General features: G+C 54.1%; 20 protein-coding genes. 13 read left to right on the forward strand and 7 right to left on the reverse strand.

From position 1 onward, the window contains the following. Positions 1-106: 106 nt before the first annotated feature. Complete coding sequence (fabF, locus tag RSJ68_11340; protein WNU96983.1) at positions 107-1,354, reverse strand: beta-ketoacyl-ACP synthase II; 1,248 nt, start codon at positions 1,352-1,354, stop codon at positions 107-109. A gap of 175 nt (positions 1,355-1,529) precedes the next feature. Further along, entirely contained in the window at positions 1,530-1,766 is a 237-nt protein-coding gene (acpP, locus tag RSJ68_11345; protein WNU96984.1) for an acyl carrier protein, read from the reverse strand. 455 nt (positions 1,767-2,221) lie between these two features. Here acpP and RSJ68_11350 point away from each other — a divergent pair, with 455 nt between their 5' ends. Further along, the gene (locus tag RSJ68_11350) at positions 2,222-3,664 is read left to right on the forward strand and encodes a DUF389 domain-containing protein (GenBank protein ID WNU96985.1); all 1,443 of its coding nucleotides are present in this window, start codon (positions 2,222-2,224) and stop codon (positions 3,662-3,664) included. A 53-nt stretch (positions 3,665-3,717) separates the two neighbouring features. On the opposite strand, the gene RSJ68_11355 is transcribed toward RSJ68_11350, so the two are convergent. Further along, the gene (locus RSJ68_11355) at positions 3,718-5,508 is read right to left on the reverse strand and encodes a bifunctional anthranilate synthase component I family protein/class IV aminotransferase (GenBank protein WNU96986.1); all 1,791 of its coding nucleotides are present in this window, start codon (positions 5,506-5,508) and stop codon (positions 3,718-3,720) included. A 166-nt stretch (positions 5,509-5,674) separates the two neighbouring features. Between RSJ68_11355 and ppk2 the strand changes: the two genes are divergently transcribed. Beyond that, a complete protein-coding gene (gene ppk2 / locus RSJ68_11360) occupies positions 5,675-6,604 on the forward strand; it encodes a polyphosphate kinase 2 (GenBank protein ID WNU96987.1) in 930 nt (309 codons plus the stop codon). An 89-nt stretch (positions 6,605-6,693) separates the two neighbouring features. On the opposite strand, the gene RSJ68_11365 is transcribed toward ppk2, so the two are convergent. Continuing rightward, positions 6,694-7,005 carry a hypothetical protein gene (locus tag RSJ68_11365; protein WNU96988.1) on the reverse strand — a complete coding sequence of 104 codons (312 nt, stop codon included), beginning with the start codon at positions 7,003-7,005 and terminating at the stop codon, positions 6,694-6,696. A gap of 23 nt (positions 7,006-7,028) precedes the next feature. Between RSJ68_11365 and RSJ68_11370 the strand changes: the two genes are divergently transcribed. The 3 genes from RSJ68_11370 to RSJ68_11380 all read left to right on the forward strand — a co-directional run bounded on the left by RSJ68_11370 (position 7,029) and on the right by RSJ68_11380 (position 10,955). Continuing rightward, a complete protein-coding gene (locus RSJ68_11370) occupies positions 7,029-7,391 on the forward strand; it encodes a TonB-dependent receptor (GenBank protein WNU96989.1) in 363 nt (120 codons plus the stop codon). A gap of 383 nt (positions 7,392-7,774) precedes the next feature. Continuing rightward, a complete protein-coding gene (hutW, locus tag RSJ68_11375; protein WNU96990.1) occupies positions 7,775-9,595 on the forward strand; it encodes a heme anaerobic degradation radical SAM methyltransferase ChuW/HutW in 1,821 nt (606 codons plus the stop codon). Positions 9,596-10,334: 739 nt separating this feature from the next. Further along, complete coding sequence (locus RSJ68_11380) at positions 10,335-10,955, forward strand: NAD(P)H-binding protein (GenBank protein WNU96991.1); 621 nt, start codon at positions 10,335-10,337, stop codon at positions 10,953-10,955. A gap of 387 nt (positions 10,956-11,342) precedes the next feature. Here RSJ68_11380 and RSJ68_11385 read toward each other — a convergent pair whose 3' ends face one another. After that, positions 11,343-12,623 carry a LysM domain-containing protein gene (locus RSJ68_11385; GenBank protein WNU96992.1) on the reverse strand — a complete coding sequence of 427 codons (1,281 nt, stop codon included), beginning with the start codon at positions 12,621-12,623 and terminating at the stop codon, positions 11,343-11,345. A gap of 281 nt (positions 12,624-12,904) precedes the next feature. Between RSJ68_11385 and def the strand changes: the two genes are divergently transcribed. The 3 genes from def (at position 12,905) to RSJ68_11400 (ending at position 15,287) form a co-directional block, all read left to right on the forward strand. Continuing rightward, positions 12,905-13,408, forward strand: a complete 504-nt coding sequence (gene def, locus RSJ68_11390; protein ID WNU98403.1) for a peptide deformylase — start codon at positions 12,905-12,907, stop codon at positions 13,406-13,408. Positions 13,409-13,705: 297 nt separating this feature from the next. Continuing rightward, positions 13,706-14,632, forward strand: coding sequence for a methionyl-tRNA formyltransferase (fmt, locus tag RSJ68_11395; GenBank protein ID WNU96993.1), 927 nt, complete (start codon positions 13,706-13,708; stop codon positions 14,630-14,632). Between the two features lie 133 nt (positions 14,633-14,765). Then, positions 14,766-15,287 (forward strand): O-acetyl-ADP-ribose deacetylase, encoded by a 522-nt coding sequence (locus RSJ68_11400; protein WNU96994.1) that lies wholly within the window; start codon positions 14,766-14,768, stop codon positions 15,285-15,287. Here the strand turns inward: RSJ68_11400 and RSJ68_11405 are convergent. Continuing rightward, positions 15,248-15,394, reverse strand: a complete 147-nt coding sequence (locus RSJ68_11405; GenBank protein ID WNU96995.1) for a hypothetical protein — start codon at positions 15,392-15,394, stop codon at positions 15,248-15,250. The genes RSJ68_11400 and RSJ68_11405 overlap by 40 nt on opposite strands. Positions 15,395-15,419: 25 nt before the next feature. Continuing rightward, positions 15,420-15,704 (reverse strand): PepSY domain-containing protein, encoded by a 285-nt coding sequence (locus RSJ68_11410; protein ID WNU96996.1) that lies wholly within the window; start codon positions 15,702-15,704, stop codon positions 15,420-15,422. Between the two features lie 277 nt (positions 15,705-15,981). On the opposite strand from RSJ68_11410, the gene rsmB reads away from it, so the two are divergent. The 5 genes from rsmB to dprA all read left to right on the forward strand — a co-directional run bounded on the left by rsmB (position 15,982) and on the right by dprA (position 22,801). After that, complete coding sequence (gene rsmB, locus RSJ68_11415; GenBank protein ID WNU96997.1) at positions 15,982-17,241, forward strand: 16S rRNA (cytosine(967)-C(5))-methyltransferase RsmB; 1,260 nt, start codon at positions 15,982-15,984, stop codon at positions 17,239-17,241. After that, the gene (locus RSJ68_11420; GenBank protein ID WNU96998.1) at positions 17,207-17,800 is read left to right on the forward strand and encodes a DUF4390 domain-containing protein; all 594 of its coding nucleotides are present in this window, start codon (positions 17,207-17,209) and stop codon (positions 17,798-17,800) included. The genes rsmB and RSJ68_11420 overlap by 35 nt, the downstream gene beginning before the upstream one ends. Positions 17,801-17,803: 3 nt before the next feature. Then, positions 17,804-19,927, forward strand: coding sequence for a PAS domain-containing sensor histidine kinase (locus RSJ68_11425; GenBank protein WNU96999.1), 2,124 nt, complete (start codon positions 17,804-17,806; stop codon positions 19,925-19,927). Further along, positions 19,920-21,203 carry a sigma-54 dependent transcriptional regulator gene (locus RSJ68_11430; protein ID WNU97000.1) on the forward strand — a complete coding sequence of 428 codons (1,284 nt, stop codon included), beginning with the start codon at positions 19,920-19,922 and terminating at the stop codon, positions 21,201-21,203. The genes RSJ68_11425 and RSJ68_11430 overlap by 8 nt, the downstream gene beginning before the upstream one ends. 377 nt (positions 21,204-21,580) lie before the next feature. Continuing rightward, entirely contained in the window at positions 21,581-22,801 is a 1,221-nt protein-coding gene (gene dprA, locus RSJ68_11435) for a DNA-processing protein DprA (GenBank protein WNU97001.1), read from the forward strand. Position 22,802: the final 1 nt, after the last annotated feature.

The raw sequence follows: 22,802 nt of genomic DNA on the forward strand, positions 1-22,802 counted from the left end.
CTGCGGTTTGACTGATTTTAAAGGGCGCATTACTTAAAAAGGTCGTCTGAAAACCCTTGTTTCAGGTTTTTCAGACGACCTTTTGTCTTGTTTCAAACCGCTTCAATCAGTCTTTGAACCGTTTGAACACCAGTGTGCCGTTGGTACCGCCGAAGCCGAAGGAATTGGAGATGGCAAGGTCGATTTTCACGTCGCGCGCTTCGTTGGCGCAGTAGTCCAAATCACAGCCTGCTTCGATGTCTTGTTCGAAGATGTTGATGGTCGGCGGGGATTTTTGCTCGTGTACCGCCAACACGCTGTACAGCGCTTCCACGCCGCCTGCCGCGCCGAGCAAGTGGCCGGTCATGGATTTGGTGGAGTTGACGATGACTTTGCGGGCATGGTCGCCCAGCGCGCGCTTGAGCGCTTTGGTTTCGTTGGCATCGCCCAGCGGAGTGGACGTACCGTGTGCGTTGACGTAATCGACGTCTTCGGGATTCAGTCCGGCATCTTTCAGCGCGCGGGTAACCGCCAGCGCAGGGCCTTCTTCGTTCGGGGCGGTGATGTGGTAGGCATCGGAACTCATGCCGAAGCCGACGATTTCGGCGTAAATTTTCGCTCCGCGTTTTTTGGCGTGTTCCAGTTCTTCCAACACCAACACGCCCGCACCTTCGCCGATAACGAAGCCGTCGCGGCCTTTATCCCACGGACGGGAAGCGGTGGCGGGATCGTCGTTGCGGGTGGAAAGTGCTTTCATCGCAGCAAAACCGCCCACGCCCAAAGTGCTGATCGCGCCTTCGGCACCGCCTGCAATCATTACGTCCGCGTCGCCGTATTTAATCAGGCGGGCGGAGTCGCCGATGGAGTGCGCACCGGTGGTACAGGCGGAAACCATGCCGTAGCTGGGGCCGCGGTAGCCTTTGAGGATGGTAACGTGGCCCGCAATCAGGTTGATCAGCGAACCGGGGATAAAGAAAGGATTGATTTTGCGCGCGCCGCCTTCGATAACGGCTTTACCGGTGGCTTCAATGCTGGGCAGGCCGCCGATGCCGGAACCGATGTTCACGCCGACGCGGTCTTTATCGAGGCTTTCCAATTCGTCCAAACCGGCATCGTCAATGGCTTGCAGCGCGGCGGCGATGCCGTAGTGGATGAACACGTCCATGCGGCGGGCTTCTTTGGCACTGATGTATTGGCCGATGTCGAAATCGCGCACTTCACCGGCGATTTGGCTGTTGATGTCGGATGCGTCAAAGCGGGTAATCCGGCCGATGCCGCTTTTGCCTGCGAGCAGGTTGCTCCATGCGGTGGCGACGTCGTTGCCGACCGGTGATACTTGGCCGAGGCCTGTGATGACTACTCTTCTCTGACTCATGATAATCTCGCTGTTGGTTTTCGGTAGGATGCGGCAAGATGCCGTCTGAAAATGATAATAGCGGTTCGGAATCGGATTCCTGACGGTTATTATAACGGATTTTGCCCCACATATATAAGGTAACAGCCTCTATTGCGCTAACGCAGCAGAGGCTGGGGATGTTTGGTGCGGCCGATTAGCCGTTGTGGGCGTTGATGTAGTCGATAGCCAGTTGTACGGTAGTGATTTTTTCGGCTTCTTCATCGGGGATTTCGCAACCGAAAGCTTCTTCCAAAGCCATAACCAATTCTACGGTGTCCAAAGAATCTGCACCCAGGTCGTCTTGGAAGGAAGATTCATTTTTGACTTCGGCTTCGCTTACGCCCAGTTGTTCAGCAACAATTTTCTTAACTTGTTGTTCGATGTTTGACATATCAGTCGTTCCTTTTGCCTTGCGGCGGGTTGTTTAAGAGAAATAAATTCGTCGGTATTGTACCGAGTTCGGATAGAGTTTTCCATCTAAGTCTGCATTCTAACACAGATTATTCTGGAAAAACCTGTTGTTGTGCATATTAGCATAGCCTGATTTTAACCTACAAGCAGGAATTTGTTTTGTTACGTATTAACATTAACATTATTAAAAAATTTCGATGTAAGTTGCGGATGAAAAATCAGGAATAGGATTTGAGGGAAGGTTTTTTCATATGCCGGTTCCGTGAAGGCTTCTGCAAGCTCTTCATTGCCAGCGTTTTTGGGTGCATGCTAACATACTGCGAGGTATCTGCTTAATCATATTTGAACTTAGTTATCACGCATAATTATCAGTATTCGAAATCCCAATTAATTAAATATTCAGAGACAATCGTTAAGATTGATTTAAGGATGAAAATGCAAGACCAAGAAAATATTAAAAACCAAGAAGAACAGGAAAACCAGCCAAAAGAGGACTATGATGCCATGACCAGGCTGCAAGACGTGTTCAACCTTGCGCATGACCAGGCCCATCCCGATAAAATTGATGCTGTCATCCGTGCCAATACCCGGGTGTCAGGAACCAATATGTGGGTATTGATGTTTGCGATTGCCGTGGCGAGCATCGGTCTGAATGTAAACAGCACGGCGGTAGTGATAGGAGCGATGTTGATTTCCCCGCTGATGGGGCCGATAGTCGGTATGGGTTACGGTTTGGCGGTAGGGGATACCGCGCTGATCCGTCAAGCGGTGCGCAATATCATTATATTCGTCGTCATCAGCTTGATTACGGCTACGTTGTATTTCCTGTTAACCCCGCTTAAAGAGGCGCAAAGCGAGCTTTTGGCGCGTACCCAGCCGACCCTTTGGGATGTATTGATTGCCTTCTTCGGCGGTAGCGCGGGGATTGTGGCGCTGACCCGAAAAGAAGGAGGCAATGCCATACCGGGTGTGGCGATTGCGACCGCATTGATGCCGCCCCTGTGTACTGCCGGCTACGGACTGGCACACGGAAACTGGCACTACTTTCTCGGTGCTTCATATCTTTTTGCCATCAACTGCGTGTTTATCGCTTTTTCCACTTTGTTGGTTTCCAAATTGCTCAAGCTGCCGCGCAGGGGGCTGGTAACCGAGTCCAAGCGCAGGCTGCAAAGTATTTTTATCACCGCCGTCGTACTTGCTGTCATGATTCCGAGCGGGTATATGGCTTCAGGGTTGGTGCGTCAGGAGATCTTCAACACCAAAGCCAATGCCGCGATCACCGCCGCGCAGCAGCAAGAAGGTTTTTTTGTTCTTCGTAAGATGTTGAACTATAGAGAAAACAAAGTCGGTCTGATCGTCAACGGAACGGGAAATGCCGAGAAAATTACCGCCCTGTTGGAAAAAAGCCTAGACGCGTCGGGTGTGAAAGAGCCGAAGGTCAACGTGGTCTATGCGGGAGGGAACGGCACCAAAATCGAAGAATTGCTGGCAAGCCGAAACAATTCTGTTCATCAGCAAAATGAGCTGAAAGAGCAGCAGGCCTATATCGATACCGTACTGGCAGGCAAAGCTTCCGGTATCGATGATGCCGCGGTACTCAAGGAATTAAAAGCCCAATATCCGGAAGCGGAAAAAATCGTTGTCGGACGCGGCTTGGTTTGGGAGAAAGCGCAAACAGAGCCTGTTTCCGAGCAGCCTGAAAGCGGCAAAAATACTAAATCGGAAACAGGCGAACATGACGATATTGTCGTGGTTTCGCTCGAATTTAAGGAGTCTTTGCCTGCCAAAGACCGCGAACGCTTACAGGCGTGGTTGAACCAGCGTTATGAGGGTAAGACCGTGCGCATGTTTGTGAACACTCAAGTTTCAGATATATAACCCGTTTCACAAATACTCCGCCTGTCGGCTTTATCCGTTTTCAGGAAATAATTTTATTCTTTAACGACCAAATCCGCCTCAAACATGCCCCTTAAGGCGTTGGAGAGGCGGATTTCTTCGGCGTGTTCCAGCATGTCGCGGGTGATGTGCGTTTCGATGATTTCGTCTGCGCCCAAGTAGGTTTGCGGCTGCTGCAACACGGCTTGGCGCATGACGCCGTTGAGGATGTCCAAATCCAGAGACGGGGTGAGCCATTGCCCTTGGTATTTGACGAACACGTTGCTTCTGCCGCCTTCGAGCAGGAGGCCGTCTGAATTGAAAAACAGGCTGTCGAACGCGCCTTGTGTTTCGGCGGTTTGCCACGCTTGGTCGTACAGGGCGCGGCGGGTGGTTTTGAAGCGGCGCAGGTAGTCGCAGCGCGGGAGGGGTGGCGGGGCGGGGATGATGCGCTGCGGGGCGGGCAGCTCGGTGGTGGCAGCATGGCTGAGGATGAGGTCGTCTGAAACGAGTTCGGCTTTCAAGCGGAACAGGCCGTCGGGCAGTTTGGCGATGTATTGTCGGATTCGGGTTTCGCAGTCATCGGGCAGGGGCAGGTTGAGGGCTTGGGCGGAGGTTTTCAGACGGCCTAAATGCAGGTCGAGCAGGCGGCATTGCCTGTTTTCCACGCGCATGGTTTCGAAGATGCCGAAGGCTGGGCGCAGTTCGTTGAGGAAACGGGCTTTCCAGCCGCATTCGCGATATTCGGCGGCGGGGTCGCTGTCGATGACGATGCCGGAACCGACGCCGTACACTCCGTGATAGAGGTCGTCTGAAACGGGTCTGAGCAACAAGGTACGGATGACGACGTTGAATATGCCTTCAAACCCCAGCCCGCCCGCGCAGGGTTTCAGGTAGCCGATGCTGCCGGTGTACAGGCCGCGCGCTTCGGCTTCGAGCGATTCGATAATCTGCATGCTCATGCGTTTGGGTGCGCCGGTGATGCTGCCGCAGGGGAAGGCGGCGCGGAGGATGTCGGCGGCGGTAATATGCGGCAGGGCTTGGGCTTGGATGGTGCTGGTCATCTGCCAGACGCTGCCGAAACGCGATACTTTAAACGGCTCGGGCACGCATACTTTGCCGGTTTGGGCGATTTTGCCGAGGTCGTTACGCAGCAAATCGACAATCATCACGTTTTCGGCGCGGTTTTTCGGGTCGGCTTGCAACTCGGCGGCGCGGCGTTCGTCTTGCCCGTCGCCCAAAATCGGCGCGGTGCCTTTCATCGGTTCGGTGCTGATGGTGCCGTCCGCACTGATTTTGAGGAAGAGTTCGGGCGAGAAACACAGCGTCCACGCGGATTTCCCTGCCGCATCGGGCAGGTGGGACAAAACGGCATAGGGGACGGGTTGGCGCAGGCGGCGGTAGAGGCTGACGGGGTTGCCGTAGGCTTGCAGGTGCAGGCGGGTGGTGTAGTTGATTTGATAGGTGTCGCCGCGCCGGATGGCTTCGTGGATTTGGCGGATGTGATCGAGGTAATCGGCTTCGGATACGGAGGATTGCGGCGTGGAAATACCGGCGGGGAGGTCGTCTGAATTTTGGGCAAGCCAGCTTTCGGCATCGATGTCGGCGCAGTCGGCAAACCAGTGCAGGGCAAGATTGCCACCGCGTTCGGACTCAATCCCCATCAGCGGCAAACCGAATTCGTAGTCTGCAAACAACACAGCATGCAGCCCTTTTTGCCAGCCCTTTTGCAGCGCATCGTTTAGCGAATCCAGTTCGTTAGGATGGAAAAGGCGGCTTTCCACATGATTTTGATAGAGTTTTGCGCGGCCGCTCACGGCATCGTCAAACAGGGCGAAATAAGGCATGGCTGTGGTGCAAATAGCCTGATTATACGCCGTTTTTACACAAATTAGCAGACCGCGCCGAAAAAAATGGGGCAGTGTAATTTTATGTAGTCCGCTGAGGGGCAAAGGAGTAGAATCAAACCATACCACACCATATCATTTCAAACTTAATCAATAAGGAGACCCTATGGCAGATCATCAGTTAGAACCGTTTGAAAACGTTGAATTGGGCGAAAAGCAAGACCAGTTGCAAGTTTTCGAAAAAGCCGTTTTGGAACACGAAGGACGCGGTACGGACGAAGATTCCGGCAGCGCACCGCTTCCCGCCAATTACCCCTACAAACAACGTATGCGCCGCGCCGCATACGAGAAAGAAAAACAAAAGCTGCAAATCGAATTGCTGAAAGTGCAAAGCTGGGTCAAAGACTCCGGCCAACGCATCGTCAGCCTGTTTGAAGGCCGCGATGCCGCAGGCAAGGGCGGTACCATCAAACGCTTTATGGAACATTTGAATCCGCGCGGCGCGCGTGTCGTCGCACTGGAAAAACCGACCACCACCGAACGCGGTCAATGGTATTTCCAACGCTACATCCAAAACCTGCCGACCGCAGGCGAAATGGTATTCTTCGACCGCTCATGGTACAACCGCGCCGGCGTAGAACGCGTGATGGGCTTCTGCGAACCCAACGAATACCTGCTCTTCATGCGCCAAACCCCCGAATTGGAACGCATGCTCGTCGCCAGCGGCATCCACCTCTTCAAATTCTGGTTCTCCGTATCCCGCGAAGAACAACTGCGCCGCTTCATCTCCCGCCGCGACGATCCCCTGAAACACTGGAAACTCTCCCCTGTGGACATCCAGTCGCTCGACCGCTGGGACGACTACACCGAAGCCAAAAACGCCATGTTCTTTCACACCCACACCGGCGACGCGCCTTGGGTCATCATCCGTTCCGACGACAAAAAACGCGCCCGCCTCAACTGTATCCGCTATTTCCTGCATCAGTTGGACTACCCGGGCAAAGACGTGAAAGCCATCGGCAAAGTAGACGAAAAAATCGTCCTCGTCCCCGATACGCGCTACAAAGAGAAAACCGTCGATATCGGTCACGACTGATTGAGCGGTCAGCCGTTTGAGCAGTAAAAAGGTCGTCTGAAAACCTGAAATATAGGTTTTCAGACGACCTTTTATTTGTGTGGTAAAGGTCATGGAGACCGGCTGTCGTAAAAGACAGGCTGGCCACCGAAACCGACCAAGCCTATCTCAATGCCAATCCCGACGGCACGGCAACCCGCTTCAACGATTCTGCGCTCACACCCAGCCTGCGCCTGAGCGTACCGATGGGCGAGCAGTTCATCAGTTTCACCAGCTGAGACCTTTGCAATAACATGAGTTATTAAAATTTTATGCTCAATACCATTTTCAAAATGAGAAACCTCCCTGATTTCTTCTATTTTTTTTCTCAATATCAGAAAGGTTTTAGCCAATTGAAGATTTTTTAGCACATTTTTATGCATCAAATTTTGTTAACAGACTATTTTTGCAAAGGTCTCCAGCTATTTACTTCCGTACGCCGCTGGATTCCGCCTACCCGCTCAACGGCGTTTTGGGCGTGGACTACGCGCAAGAAAAATGGGGCGTTGATACCAAACTGCGCTGGTCGAAAAAACACAGCCGCGTCAGCAGCGACAGCGTTTTCCAAGCGCCGGGCTACGGCGTATGGGATGTCGGCGCGTGGTACAAGCCGTCTAAAAACGTCGAAATCGGCGCGAACATTTACAACATCGGCAACAAAAAATACTGGCAACACGCAGACGTCACCGGTATGAGCCGCTCAAGCGTGATGGATTTGTACACCGAAACCGGCCGCAATTTCGCCGCCCGCGTGCAGCTTAAGTTTTAACATGAACCCAAGAGGTCGTCTGAAAACAAGCCATGAGTTGAATGCTTCATCACTAAGGCTAAAAGCAAACCAAGCCTTTGATTTCTCAGACGACCTCAAACCATTCCACCAATATAGTGGATTAACTTTAAATCAGGACAAGGCGACGAAGCCGCAGACAGTACAGACAGTACGGAACCGATTCACTTGGTGCTTCAGCACCTTAGAGAATCGTTCTCTTTGAGCTAAGGCGAGGCAACGCCGTACTGGTTAAAGTTAATCCACTATATTTATTCACCTGCCGACACTGTTTATGTTCTGTTTTCCCGCTCCATCATCCTTGACACTGCCTAATGACAGTGATTTAATTTCCTAATATAATTAATAATCATTTTTAATCAACTATGGAACAGCAGATTGTTTGGACACCGCTCCAATCCGCGCCCAAAGCCTTTCCCGAACGGCAGGCGTTGATGCCGATATGGGGCGGCATACCGATTCCCCGTCCGCAATGGCAGAACATCTGGCGGCAGAAGCTCCCCCATGCCGCCGATTCCGACGCGCTCGCCTATCTGCACATCCCCTTCTGCGCCAACCACTGCGTGTTCTGCGGCTTCTACCGCAACGCGTGGAAAGAGAGTTACAGCAGCGTTTACACCGACAAAATTATCGAAGAAATGGCGGCGGAAGCCGAAATCCGTCAGGGCAACGGCAAAATCCGCGCCGTCTATTTCGGCGGCGGCACGCCCACCGCGCTGCAAACTCCAGACCTCGCCAGACTCATCCGCGCCTGTTACCAATACCTGCCGATTGCCGGCGACTGCGAGTTCACCATCGAAGGCCGTATGAGCCATTTCGACATCGAAAAAGCCCAAGCCTGCATCGAAGCGGGCGCCAACCGCATTTCCATCGGCGTGCAAACCTTCGACACCGCCATCCGCCGCCGCCTCGGCCGCAAACACGGTGGCGACGAAGCCTTTGCCTATCTGGAAAAACTGTGTGAAATCAACACCGTCATCGTTGTCGATTTGATGTTCGGCCTGCCCAACCAAACCGACGCCGTTTGGCAAAACGACCTCGGACGCGCCACCGCCCTGCCTTTGTCCGGACTCGACACCTACGCCTTCAACCTCTATCCCATGCTACCCATCAACCGCATGGTGGAAAAAGGCGCATTTCCCGCCCCGCCGGGTTTCGACGTTCAGGCCGACCAATACGCCTACGCCGTCGAAACACTGGCGCAAAAAGGCTGGAACCAAGTCAGCAACAGCCATTTCGCCTATCCCGGCCGCGGCGAACGCAACCGCTACAACACGCTGGTCAAATCCAACATTCCCTGCTGGGCGTTCGGCTCTGGCGCAGGCGGCAACTTCGGCGGCTTCAGCTATCAGGTGCAGGGCGATTTGGACAGCTACCTCGCCACCCCGAAAGGCGAAAAAAACATCGCCTTCATGAGCGGCCACAGCCCGAACAAAACCCTGCTCGGACAAGTGCAGCACGACATGGAAACAGGCTGTCTGAATCCCTCGCTGTTTGACGGCAACGCCGCCGCGCAGAAACTGATTGCCCAATGGCAGGCAATGCAGCTCTTTGAAGAACAAGGTTCGGACGGCCTCATCCGCCTGAACACCAGCGGCCGCTACTGGTCGCCCACCCTCATCCGCAAACTCATGCTTACCCTTCCGACCCAAGAAAAGGATCAAACCATGCAAAAACTTTCATCCGAACAACAAATCATGTTGCGCCAATCATTGGAAAAAAATCCCGGCCAAGTGCTCGAAATGCTCGCCGCGCAAAACCAATGCAGCTTTGAAGACGTCATCCGCTGTCTGCCCGAAAGCTGCATCCGCCAAACCGAAGGCAGCCGCATCGTCGAAATCCTCCAAGCCGTCGCCGCTTGGGACGAAGCCGTCACCTTCATCGCCCACACCCCCGACGCCATCGTCGAAGTTACCGGCAAACTGCCCGGCGGCAAAGTCGGTCGCGGCTTCTACAACTTCGACCACCCCGAAACCGACGGCGGCGTACACGGTCATATCTATTACGAAAACTGCGCCGCCATCTACCTTTTAGAGCGTCCGTTTATGGGCAAAGACACCTGCTCGCTCAACTTCATCAACCGCAACGGCGGCGTCATGTTCAAAATCTTCGTCGGACGCGACGAAGCAGGCGAACTCAAACAACACCAAATCGAAGCCATGAGAAAACTGTTTGATGCAGCTTAAACAGGTTTCAGACGACCTTTGCCTGAAACCGATAGAAATTGCCGCATTCCTGCACAAACGAAACCATCTTCCGGCATCGTAAATAGCCGATGAAATTCGACAGACTGCCTGCAAGATTGGTGTTTGCCACTAAAGTAAGCTTGCGCTTACCGCCCTCTCCCTAGCCCTCTCCCACGGGGAGAGGGGATAGATTTGCTGACAAATTCCAAGTGGCAGAAAATCCAAAAATGGTTGAATTTCAGTATCCTCAATTCCCTCTCCCCGCGGGAGAGGGTTAGGGAGAGGGCACGACACCAAACCGGCAAGTCAATTCCGCGGGTAAAACCCACCCATGGCTATTGTTATAAAACCCGCTTTGCCTGTTTTTCAGACGACCTTTGATTCAACTGAGTCCCAACCATTTTTGGCATTCTCTGTCGTTTGGATTCTCCCTACCAACCCATCCCCTCTCCCCGTGGGAGAGGGCTAGGGAGAGGGCACGACCCCAAACCGGTAAGTTAATTCCGCAGACAAAACCCATGCTACGGCTATTGTTATAAAACTCGTTTTGCCTGTTTTTCAGACAATCTCAGTTCTGTCGCAAGAGAAAACCGAAAAAAGGCAGCGTGGGCTTTGCCCACGACCACGCAGCATCAAACACAACAAAGTCGTCTGAAAATCAACCAGCCTGCCCCCAACCACTCAACAAAGTAAACAGATTATTGAACCCCTAACCACCCGACACACAAAGGAGCTCCCCATGCAACTCATCTTCGGCGCCAACGGCCCGTCCGGCCGCGCATTCATCCGCACACTCACCCATCCCGCCGACACCGTTGCCGTATTAAGAAAGCCGTCTGAAGATTCGTTCTTTAGCGAACACCGCATTCAGACGACCGTAGCCGACGCGCTCGATGCCGACGCGCTCGACAAAGTGTTCGCACAATACCGCCCCGACAGCGTCGTCAGCTTCGTTGGCGGCAAAAACGAACAAGGCATACGCAGCGACGCACTGGGCAACATCAACATCATCGCCGCCGCCCAAGCCGCCAATCCGCAAGCCCGTTTCATCCTGATTACCAGCATGGGCTGCGGCGAACAATGGGACATGATGAGCGAACCCTTCAAACAAGCCCTCGGCGAAGCCGTCCGCGCCAAAACCGAAGCCGAAATCTACCTCAAACAAAGCAGTTTGAACTGGACCATCCTCCGCCCCTGCGGTTTGGACAACAGCGAAGACAACCGCCACATTCTGACCGACCACCCCGACGGCATCCCTAAAAACTACATGAGCCGAAACGGACTCGCCACCGCCGTCACCGCCGTCCTGCAAGACCCCAGCAGCATCGGTAAGGTTTACACCGTCGGCGTAGGCAGTTAACACAGCGCCCATAGCCAAACAGGTCGTCTGAAAAGGTTTCAGACGACCTGTTTGGCGCGTGACTGATTCGATAGGTAACAATATATCCGCTTATGACTTGGTAGGGATGAGCGGCAGAAGTTTATCGGCACATTCAAGAAACAAGTTATCTTGAGGATAAAGCGGATTGGGCAGATAGAGCGGGCGATAGCAGGAAATGCCGACATCGTCATTCCCGCGCGGGCGGGCATTTGGAGGCTTGGGATTACGGCAATCTTCATATTTTTCTGAAAAACTCAGTATCAGACTCATGACTGAGTAGGGATGACGGTACGGCGTTGCTTATTCAAATTTTTATAAAAAACGTCGTCTTAAATTTTCAGACGACGTTTTTTTGCCGGTAATCCATCAATATTTATTGATGTTGCTGTGGATATTGTATTGGTTGTGTTCCGTATCGTGGGAATCTTGCGGCTCGTTGCGGACGTGCGGTTTGTCGTCAGACATGTTGTCCAGGTCGCGGCCGGGTTCGGATACGGTGTCGCCGATGTTGACGTTGGTCAGGTTTTCCAAAATGATGGCGGATGAGAGATGTTCGCCGGTGCGGTACACCATAGCCAATGCGGTTTCTTCGGCAGGGATGGAAACATATTTGACTACGCTCCTACGGCCTTTTTTGCCGTCTTCCAAATCGACTTTCACTTGGCGGTCGCGTTTGTAAATGCTCAAGACCGTGCCTTTGTCCAAGCCGTCGGCGGAACCTTTGTTCAGGGTAACGGTTTGGAATTGTCCGGCTTCGTGTACACCGTCGAGGATGGAGATGACTTTACCGTCGATGTGTTGCGTCGGCGCGTGCGGCATGATTTGGAAAGGCTCGGTTTCGCCGTCCATTTTCAGCAGGAAATCTCCTTTGCGGATTTCGGAAACGGCTTCTTCCACAATCATAGGCTGCGCGGTTTGGGTCGGCACTTTCGCCAGCGGGTGCAGGCGGGTGTAGTATTCGCCGTCTTTCAGGTATTTGCGGTCTTCGTCGGAAGCGGAGTCCAGCGCGCTGTTGGTGTAGGGCAGGGTGCTGACGATGCCGCTGAAGACGACTTCTTGTCCGAGGTATTTGCGGGTATCGGGATCGGTCAGGTCTTTGACGGCACGGTAAACCAGATAGCGGCCGGGTTCGGTAACGCCGTAGGCGTACACGCGTTCGCCTTTGCTGTACATGATGCGGTTGTCAGGACCGTCGATCAGGCGCGGTGCGTCTTGGGTCTTCATTTGGTCGATGAACTGCGGATGTTGCATGAACATGCGGTAGAAGTTTACGTTGACGGTTTGGATGCCGTAGCCTGAAGAGGTTTCGCGGACGCGCGGGCTGAGTTTGATGACCGGAATGCCGTCATTGCCTGCGGAGCCGTTTTCGAAGCCCAGTTGCGGGCGGCCGTTGACGTAGCGCAAAACCAACACCTGCCCCGGATAAATCAGATGCGGATTGCGGATTTCGCCGCGGTTTGCGCCCCAAAGGCGGTTCCACTGCCACGGGCTGTACAGATATTTGCCGGAGATGCCCCAGAGTGTGTCGCCGTTTTTCACGACGTAACGTTGCGGCGCATCGGGGCGCACTTTTAATGAAGCTGCTTGAGCGTGGGCGGAAATTGCCATGCCCGCGACACAAAGCAGGGTTATAATACGTTGTTGCATAACCGTTCCCCTTGAAATTGATTCGGTTTGTCTTTAAATGATAAACGGAGAAAATGAAATGGCCGGGAGTTTGCAAAAAACCGCCGTCCCCCTTTAAAAAACGTCAATAGGCGTTTCGTGCGCATTGAACAGAAATTCATTGACGCATATTTTATCATTGAATGTTAGTGTCATCACGGGAATTGTGAAGACAGGCGCAAAATTTGTATGAAAACACACACAATCTGCTGCCGGACGCGTTTGAATGCGCGTCCCGAGTATTGAAAAACGAAGAGAAAATTATGGCTTTACTGAATATCCTGCAATATCCCGACGAGCGTCTGCACACCGTGGCGAAGCCTGTCGGGCAAGTCGATGAGCGCATCCAAAAGCTGGTTGCCGATATGTTTGAAACCATGTATGAAGCGCGCGGTATCGGGCTGGCGGCGACGCAGGTCGATGTGCATGAGCGTGTGGTTGTGATGGATTTGACCGAAGACCGCAGCGAGCCGCGCGTGTTTATCAACCCCGTCATTGTTGAAAAAGACGGCGAAACCACTTACGAAGAAGGCTGTTTGTCCGTGCCGGGCATTTACGACACCGTTACCCGCGCCGAGCGCGTCAAGGTCGAGGCTTTGAACGAAAAAGGCGAGAAATTCACGCTGGAGGCGGACGGTCTGTTGGCGATTTGCGTGCAGCACGAGTTGGATCATTTGATGGGCATCGTTTTTGTCGAACGCCTGTCGCAGCTCAAACAGGGTCGGATTAAGAACAAACTGAAAAAACGTCAGAAACACACCATCTAAAAGCCGAATGATACGGTCGAACAGGTCGTCTGAAAGAGGAAAGCGGCAGCAAGCCGTTGTTTTTCAAACTTTCAGACGACCTGTCGCAATGTTTGCCGTTGCGCTATATATAGTGGATTAACTAAATCAGGACAAGGCGACGAAGCCGCAGACAGTACAGATAGTACGGAACCGATTCACTTGGTGCTTCAGCACCTTAGAGAATCGTTCTCTTTGAGCTAAGGCAACGCAACGCCGTACTGGTTTAAAGTTAATCCACTATAGGTCGTCTGAAACCCATTTCCAAGGAGTTTCCCCATGAAAGTCATCTTTGCCGGTACGCCCGATTTTGCCGCTGCCGCCTTAAAAGCCATAGCCGCCGCCGGTTTTGAAATCCCGCTGGTGTTGACCCAGCCCGACCGTCCTAAAGGGCGCGGGATGCAGCTTACCCCGTCTCCCGTGAAGCAGGCCGCGTTGGAACTGGGTTTGCGCGTGGCGCAGCCTGAAAAACTGCGCAACAACGCCGAAGCCCTGCAAATGCTCAAAGAAGTCGAGGCCGACGTAATGGTCGTTGCCGCCTACGGACTGATTCTGCCGCAAGACGTGTTGGATACGCCGAAACACGGCTGTCTCAACATCCATGCCTCGCTGCTGCCCCGTTGGCGTGGTGCGGCTCCGATTCAGCGCGCGATTGAAGCGGGCGATGCCGAGACGGGCGTGTGCATCATGCAGATGGACATCGGTTTGGACACCGGCGATGTGGTCAGCGAACACCGTTACGCCATTCAACCGACTGATACCGCCAACGAAGTACACGACGCGCTGATGAATCTCGGTGCGGAAGCGATTGTTGCTGATTTGCAACAATTAAAGGCGGAGGGTCGTCTGAAAAGCGTCAAACAGCCCGAAGAAGGTGTGACTTATGCACAAAAATTAAGCAAAGAAGAAGCGCGTGTCGATTGGAACGAAAGCGCGGCAGTGATTGAACGCAAAATCCGCGCCTTCAACCCCGTCCCCGCTGCATGGGTGGAATATCAAGGCAAGCCGATGAAAATCTGGCGGGCTGAAGTAGTGGCACAACAAGGCAGGGCGGGAGAAGTGTTGTCCTGTTCGGCTGACGGCTTGGTCGTTGCCTGTGGCGAGAACGCGCTGAAAATTACCGAATTGCAGCCTTCGGGCAGCAAACGGATGCCGATTGCGGCGTTTGCGGCAGGACATAAGATTGAGGTTGGGACGGTTTTGTAGAAGCCGTTTGCAGACTGATTAATTTTCAGACGACCTTTCTTTGAATGATTCAGAGGTCGTCTGAAAATAACGGCAGGGAAACGTTTGGTTTTGTTGAACTGACGACAAGATTCCCCACGTTTAGGAGCAGATCATGGCAGTGTTCGAAGTAGTCGAAGGCGATATTACGAAACTTGAAGTCGATGCCATCGTGAACGCCGCCAATGCCTCGTTGTTGGGCGGCGGCGGCGTGGACGGCGCGATTCACCGCGCGGCGGGACGGGAGTTGCTGGAAGCGTGCAGAAAGTTGAACGGCTGCCGCACGGGCGAGGCTAAAATCACCCAAGGCTACCGGCTGCCGGCGAAATTTGTAATTCACACCGTCGGGCCGGTTTGGTTTGGCGGACACCGCAGCGAAGCGGTCAAGCTGGCGGAGGCGTATCAAAATTCCCTGCTGTTGGCGCAAGAACACGGCATCCGCAGCATCGCCTTTCCCTGTATCAGCACGGGCGTGTACCGTTTCCCCGCCGATTTGGCTGCCGAGACTGCTTTGGCGATTTTGAAAAAAACCTTGCCGCAGTGTCCGTCTGTCGAAAAAATCATTTTCTGTTGCTATTCGCCGCAGGACGCCGAACGCTATCGGGCATTGTTGGAACGTGACGGGGTGGTCGTCTGAAAATCCCGAATCAGATAAAACGGCAGATTAAATGTTTTCAGACGACCTTGGGCAAGTTTGAGGTCGTCTGAAAACAGAAAAGTCGGGCAGGCAGTCCGGCTTCTCATTAAGAGTCCATTAATCAAGAATCGATTAATCGTCGCAGTGGTTGTCGGTGTCGACTCTGATGACGCGGCCGCTTTGTGAAGAAACGTCCACATCGTATTCGGTGCAGCCTCTGCGGATTTCGATTTCCCAGCGTCCGTCGCTGTGGTCGATGTCGGTAACGCGGCCGCCGCCGACGCGTTTCTTGGCGATTTTGACGGCTTGCGCTTGGGAGATGGCGCGGGAATGTTTGTGCGATGCCGCCGCGGCGGTCAGGCTACCGGAAATGAGTGCGGCGGAAACGGCAAGCAGGGAGAGGAAGCGTAAATTCATGATGAATCCTTATGTGTGTTGAAAAGAACGGACTATATGGATGTTGTCATGAGCGGGCAATCGGATTAACACAATTTGAATCTTGCCCCGAACACCGCCCGAACCGCTTATATAGCGTTTACATTTTCATAGTGGATTAAATTTAAATCAGGACAAGGCGACGAAGCCGCAGACAGTACAGATAGTACGGCAAGGCGAGGTAACGCCGTACTGGTTTAAAGTTAATCCACTATAACGAACAAATCGAACCACAGCAGTCATTTAAGGAATTGAATTTATGAGTATGTCCCTCGCCCAAAAACTCGCCGCCGACAGCATTGCGGCGGTCGCCGAAGGGCGCAACCTTCAGGATGTGTTGGCGCAAATCCGCGCGGCGCATCCCGAGCTGACAGCGCAGGAAAACGGCGCGTTGCAGGATATTGCCTACGGTTGCCAGCGTTATTTGGGCAGCTTGAAACATATGCTCGCGCAGATGCTGAAAAAGCCGATTGACAATCCGCAGCTCGAAAGCCTGCTTTTGGCGGCGATGTACCAACTGCATTACACGCGCAACGCGCCTCACGCGGTGGTCAACGAGGCGGTCGAGAGTATCGCGAAAATCGGGCGCGGGCAGTACCGTTCGTTTGCCAACGCGATTTTGCGGCGTTTTTTGCGCGAACGCGACAAGCTCGCGGCTTCGTGCAAAAAAGACGATGTGGCAAAACACAACCTGCCGCTTTGGTGGGTGGCATACCTGAAAAACCATTATCCGAAACACTGGCACAACATCACCACCGCACTGCAATCGCATCCGCCGATGACGCTGCGGGTCAACCGACGCCACGGCAATGCCGAATCGTATTTGGAAAAGCTGGCGGCGGAAGGGATTGCGGCCAAGGCTTTGGACGAATATGCGGTAACGCTGGAAGAAGCCGTGCCGGTGAACCGCCTGCCCGGTTTTGCCGAAGGGCTGGTGTCGGTGCAGGATTTCGGCGCGCAGCAGGCGGCGTATCTGTTAAACCCTAAAGACGGCGAACGGATTTTGGACGCGTGCGCCGCGCCGGGCGGGAAGACGGGGCATATGTTGGAACTGGCGGATTGTCATGTTACCGCTTTGGATATAGACGAAGGTCGTCTGAAAAGGGTGAAGGACAATCTCGACCGTTTGGGGTTTCAGACGATCGCTCTAGCTTGCGCCGATGCGCAGGACTTGGCGGCGTGGTATGATGGAAAGCCTTTCGACGCCATCCTTGCCGACGTGCCGTGTACCGCCTCGGGTGTGGCGCGGCGCAATCCCGACGTGAAATGGCTGCGCCGTCCGACCGATGCCGCCAAAACCGCCCGTCAGCAGGAGGCATTGCTGGACGCGCTTTGGCAAACCCTGACGAAAAACGGCAGAATGCTGCTGGCCACCTGCTCGGTGTTCGTCGAAGAAAACGACGTTCAGTTGCAAAAATTCCTCAACCGCCACGCCGATGCCGAGCTGATCGAGTCGCGTGTGCTTTTACCGAACAAACATCAAGATGGCTTTTATTACGCGCTTATCAAAAAGCAGTAAACGGCTGTTTGGAACGCTGTTGCTCGCCCTGTCGCTGAATGCGGCGGCGGAGGGCATCAGCGTGACCCGCTCCGAGGCGAAACTGACCGAAACCGGGCAGCTTTCCGTCAGCAGCCGTTTCCGCACCGATTTGCCCGACCAGCTCAAACAGGCGCTCCGGCAGGGCGTGCCGCTGAATTTCACTTTGAGCTGGCAGCTTTCCGCGCCTTCCATGCCGTCTTACCGCTTCAAGTTTGACCAGCTGCTCAACAGCGACAACACCATCCACTACAAACTTTCCTTCCATCCGCTGACCAACCGCTACCGCATAACCGTCGGCACGTTTTCCACCGAATACGACACGCTCGAGACCGCCTTGCGCGGCGTAGGGGCGGTCGCCAACTGGAAAGTGCTGTCCAAAGGCGCGTTAAGCGGCGTTGCAGCGAAAGACACACAAGCCGAAATCCGCCTGCTGCTCTCGACGGCGAAGCTGCCCAAACCCTTCCAAATCAACGCATTGACTTCTAAAAACTGGCACTTGGATTCCGGCTGGAAGTCTCTGACCATCTCTCAGGAGTAAACCATGCGCCGCTTTCTCCTGATTGCCGTGTTGGCGGCGGTGGGACTGCTCTACGGACTAACCATTGCAACGGGCAGCACCAGCCCGCTGGCGGAATATTTCTGGTGGATTATCGCCCTGTGTGCGCTGCTGATGCTGGTGTTGGCGTCGGTTTTGACGCGCTACGTCCTGCTCCTCATGCGCGACAAAAGCAAGGGTGTGTTCGGTTCGCAGATTGCGCGGCGGCTGTCGGGGATGTTTACGCTGGTGGCGGTATTGCCGGGCGTGTTCCTGTTCGGCATTTCCGCGCAGTTCATCAACGGTACGATTAATTCGTGGTTCGGCAACGATACCCACGAAGCCCTTGAGCGTAGCCTGAACCTGAGTAAATCCGCATTGAATCTGGCAGTGGACAACGCAGTCAGCAACGCCACGCCGGTGCAAATTGACCTGATCAGTACTGCGTCTGTGGACGGCGACTTGGGCAAAGCCCTGACAAATGCGGCTAAATCGGGCGGCTTTACCCAGCTTTCGCTTTATGATGTCAAAACCCATAAAACCGAGAAAAGTGTCAATCCGCTGAAACTAAACCAGCCCGAACTCGACAAAGAAGGATGGGAGAAGCTGGAGCAGACCGGCTCGATACGCAGTTTGGAAAACATAGAAAATGTCTTGTATGCGCAAGGCTGGATGCTCATCGGCGCGCACAACGGACGCGATTACGCCTTGTTTTTCCGCCAGCCCATCCCGCAGGATGTGGCGCAGGACGCGACGCTGATTGAAGCGGCGCGGGCGAAATACGCCGAATTGAGCTACACCAAACAAGGCCTGCAAACCTTCTTCTTGGCGACTTTGCTGGTTGCCGCGCTGTTGGCGATTTTCCTTGCCTTGGTGATGGCGCTGTATTTCGCCCGCCGCTTCGTCGAGCCGGTGTTGTCGTTGGCGGAAGGCGCAAGGGCGGTGGCGCAGGGCGATTTCAGCCAGAAACGCCCCGTGTTCCGCAACGACGAATTCGGCAGGTTGACCCAGTTGTTCAACCACATGACCGAACAGCTTGCCATCGCCAAAGAAGCCGACGAACACAACCGCCTGCGTGAAGAAGCGGCGCGCCACTATCTTGAATGCGTGTTGGAAAGCCTGACCACGGGCGTGATTACTTTGGATGCTGAAGGTCGTCTGAAAACCTTCAACAAAGCCGCCGAACGGATTTTGGGCATTGAATTGGTGCCGCTGTGGGGCAGCAACTGGCACGACTGGCGCGGACAATCGCCGCAACAGACCTTGCTTGCCGAAGTATTTGCCGCGATTGAAGAAACCGCCAATGCCACCAAACCGGTTCAAGTCGAATACGCCGCCCCCGACGATGCGCGCATTCTCTTGGGTAAAGCCACCGTCCTGCCCGATGACAACGACAACGGCGTGGTGATGGTGATTGACGACATTACCGTCCTCATCCGCGCCCAAAAAGAAGCCGCTTGGGGCGAAGTGGCGAAGCGGTTGGCACACGAAATCCGCAATCCGCTCACGCCTATCCAACTTTCCGCCGAGAGATTGGCATGGAAATTGCATGATAAATTGGACGAACAACACGCCCAAATCCTCAGCCGTTCGACCGACACCATCGTCAAACAGGTGGCGGCATTAAAAGAAATGGTCGAAGCCTTCCGCAATTACGCCCGCGCGCCGTCGCTGAATTTTGAAAAACATGATTTGAACCGCTTGGTAGAAGAAGTGTTGCTGCTGTACGAGGGCGGAGCGTGCCGCTTTGTTCCGAACTTGTCCGACAAACCGCAGCCGATTTCCGCCGATACCACCGCCATGCGGCAGGTATTGCACAATATCTTTAAAAACGCGGCGGAAGCGGCGGAAGAGGCAGAAGTTCCCCAAGTGAATGTCAGCGTCGGCGAAGATAACGACGGACAGGTTTTATTGACCGTGTGTAACAACGGCAAAGGTTTCAGTAAGGAAATGCTGCATAATGCCTTCGAGCCGTATGTTACCGACAAACCGACAGGTACGGGACTGGGATTGCCCGTTGTGAAGAAAATCATCGAAGAGCACGGCGGCCGCATCAGCCTGAGCAATCAGAACGAAGGCGGCGCGTGTGTGAAAATAGCCTTACCCCGATTGGTAGAAACTTATGCGTAGCAGTGATATTTTAATTGTAGATGACGAAGTAGGTATCCGTGACTTGCTCTCGGAAATCCTCCAAGACGAAGGTTATTCCGTGGCTTTGGCGGAGAACGCCGAAGAGGCGCGCCAACTGCGCCACCAGACCCGTCCCGCCATGGTGTTGTTGGACATCTGGATGCCCGACTGCGACGGGATTACCCTGCTCAAAGAGTGGGCGAAAAACGGACAGCTCAACATGCCCGTTGTGATGATGAGCGGACACGCCAGCATCGACACTGCCGTCGAAGCCACTAAAATCGGCGCACTTGATTTTCTGGAAAAACCGATTGCCCTGCAAAAACTGCTCTCTACCGTCGACCGCGCCCTCAAACACGGCGAAATGCAGATGGCGGCGGGCTTGTCCTTCGACAAACTCGGCAACAGCCCCGCTATTCAAGAATTCAAGCAACAGCTTGAGCCTGCCGTGAAAAAAAGCGGCCCCGTGCTGCTCAGCGGCGAAACCGGTTCGCCGTTTGAAATCGTTGCCCGCTATTTCCACAAAAGCGGTACGCCTTGGGTCGGACTCAGTCGCGTCGAACTCATTGCCGACGCGCCTTTGGAGTTGCTGCAAAAAGCATCGGGCGGCACGCTTTATCTCGGTGATGCCGCGCAATACAGCAAAAACATCCAAAACGGCATCAGCTTCATCCTCGGTAAGGCAGACCGTTACAACGTGCGCGTCATTGTCGCCGGCAGCCATGCCGCCGATGAAAGCCCGGCAGACGCCATCGCCGATGCCAAGTTGTCCGAACTGCTTTCCGGCAACGTCATCAGCATCCCGCCGTTGCGCAGCCAATCCGAAGACATCGCTTTTTTGGTCAACCAAGTCATGACCGAATTGGCGGACAGCGAAAAAATCCAGCCCGTCAAATTCAGCAACGGCTCGCTGACCGTCCTGTGCCAATACAACTGGCCGGGCAATTTCGACCAACTCCGCAGCGTCGTGAAAAACCTGATGCTGGAGGCAGACGGACAGGAAGTCCACGAGCAGGCGGTCGTTGCCGCATTGGGACAAAAACGCGCGACAGTCGCCACCGAAATCGTCGGCGGTTTCAACTTCAATATGCCTTTGCGCGAACTGCGTGAAGAGCTGGAACGCCGCTATTTCGAATACCACATCGCCCAAGAAGGGCAAAACATGAGCCGCGTCGCCCAAAAAGTCGGCTTGGAGCGCACACACCTCTACCGTAAGCTCAAACAATTAGGCATCAGCGTTTCCCGCCGCAGCGCAGCGGAAAAAGCAGAAGAGTAGGGCGGTAGTAGGATAAAAGGTCGTCTGAAAGCATACGGCACGCCGCGGTATGTTTTCAGACGACCTTGTTTGCCATCAAGCCGCCCGTTTTTGCCGTAGAGCCGACTCACTTTTGACACAATGGGCGACAACCATTCAAATGACAGATTTTCCTGCCGTATCGTGTAGAATATAAAAATATTACAAAAGTTACTAACGGGCTGCCGGCTGTTTGGCAGCATCCGCATGACGGTGAACAGACATGAAACCGGAATCAGGTGCGGGAACGCCGTATCGGTTTAAAGTTCGCCGGCTTTATCGTTAAATACTGACATTTATCCGTTTTCAGACGACCTCCCGAACAAAGGTCGTCTGAAAACAACAAGGGGACACAATTGATGACGGAAAACGACCGCCTTGCCTGGCTGCAACTGGCGTTTACGCCTTATGTCGGCGCGGAGGGCTTCTTGCTCCTGCTGCAACGTTTCGGCAGCGCGAAAGCCGCGCTGGATGCTCCTGTGGAGCAAATTGCCACGATAGTGCGCCACAAGCAGGCAGCCGAATCTTGGCGCAACGGTGAAAAACGGGCGTTGGCGCAAAAGGCTGCGGAAGCGGCGTTGCAATGGGAAAAGCAGGACGGCTGCCGTTTGTTGCTGCTGCAAGATGATGATTTTCCCGAAATGCTGACGCAGGGCATTACCGCGCCGCCGGTTTTGTTCTTGCGCGGTAACGTGCAACTGCTGCACAAACCTTCCGCCGCCATCGTCGGCAGCCGCCATGCCACACCGCAGGCGATGCGGATTGCCAAAGATTTCGGCAGGGCGTTGAGTGAACAGGATATTCCCGTCGTGTCGGGTATGGCTTCGGGTATCGACACCGCCGCCCATCAAGGCGCGTTGCAGGCGGGCGGCGGCACCATCGCCGTATGGGGGACGGGCATAGACCGCATTTACCCGCCGTCCAATAAAAACCTTGCCTATGAAATCGCCGAAAAAGGATTGATTGTCAGCGAGTTTCCTCTGGATACGCGCCCGTTTGCGGGCAACTTCCCGCGCCGCAACCGCCTGATTGCCGCGTTGTCGCAGGTTACGCTAGTGGTCGAGGCCGCGTTGGAATCCGGTTCGCTGATTACTGCCAAGCTGGCGGCGGAGATGGGGCGGGAGGTGATGGCGGTGCCCGGTTCGATAGACAATCCGCACAGCAAAGGCTGTCACAAGCTGATTAAAGACGGGGCAAAACTGGTGGAATGTTTGGACGACATCCTTCACGAATGTCCGGGGCTATTGCAAAATGCGGCAGTTCCATCATATTCTATAAATAAGAAAAACAAAAAAACGGAAAAACGCACTGCCGTCAAAGAGGCGTCGTCTGAACCTGTTTTGCCGTTTTCAGACGACCTTGATGTCCGAAAACATTCGGCACCAGCCAATACGGTTGCCGCGCCGACAGCGGAAGACGAGCTGCTGGACGCCATGGGTTACGACCCCGTGCATCCCGATATATTGGCGCAGCAAACCGCATGGGCGGCGGCAGACGTTTACGCCCGACTGCTGGAATACGAACTCGACGGCATCGTCGCCGCCTTGCCGGGCGGACGCTATCAGCGCATAAAAGCATAAT

It is taken from the genome of Neisseria sp. DTU_2020_1000833_1_SI_GRL_NUU_006 (genome assembly GCA_032388755.1).
GTDB lineage: Bacteria > Pseudomonadota > Gammaproteobacteria > Burkholderiales > Neisseriaceae > Neisseria > Neisseria sicca_C.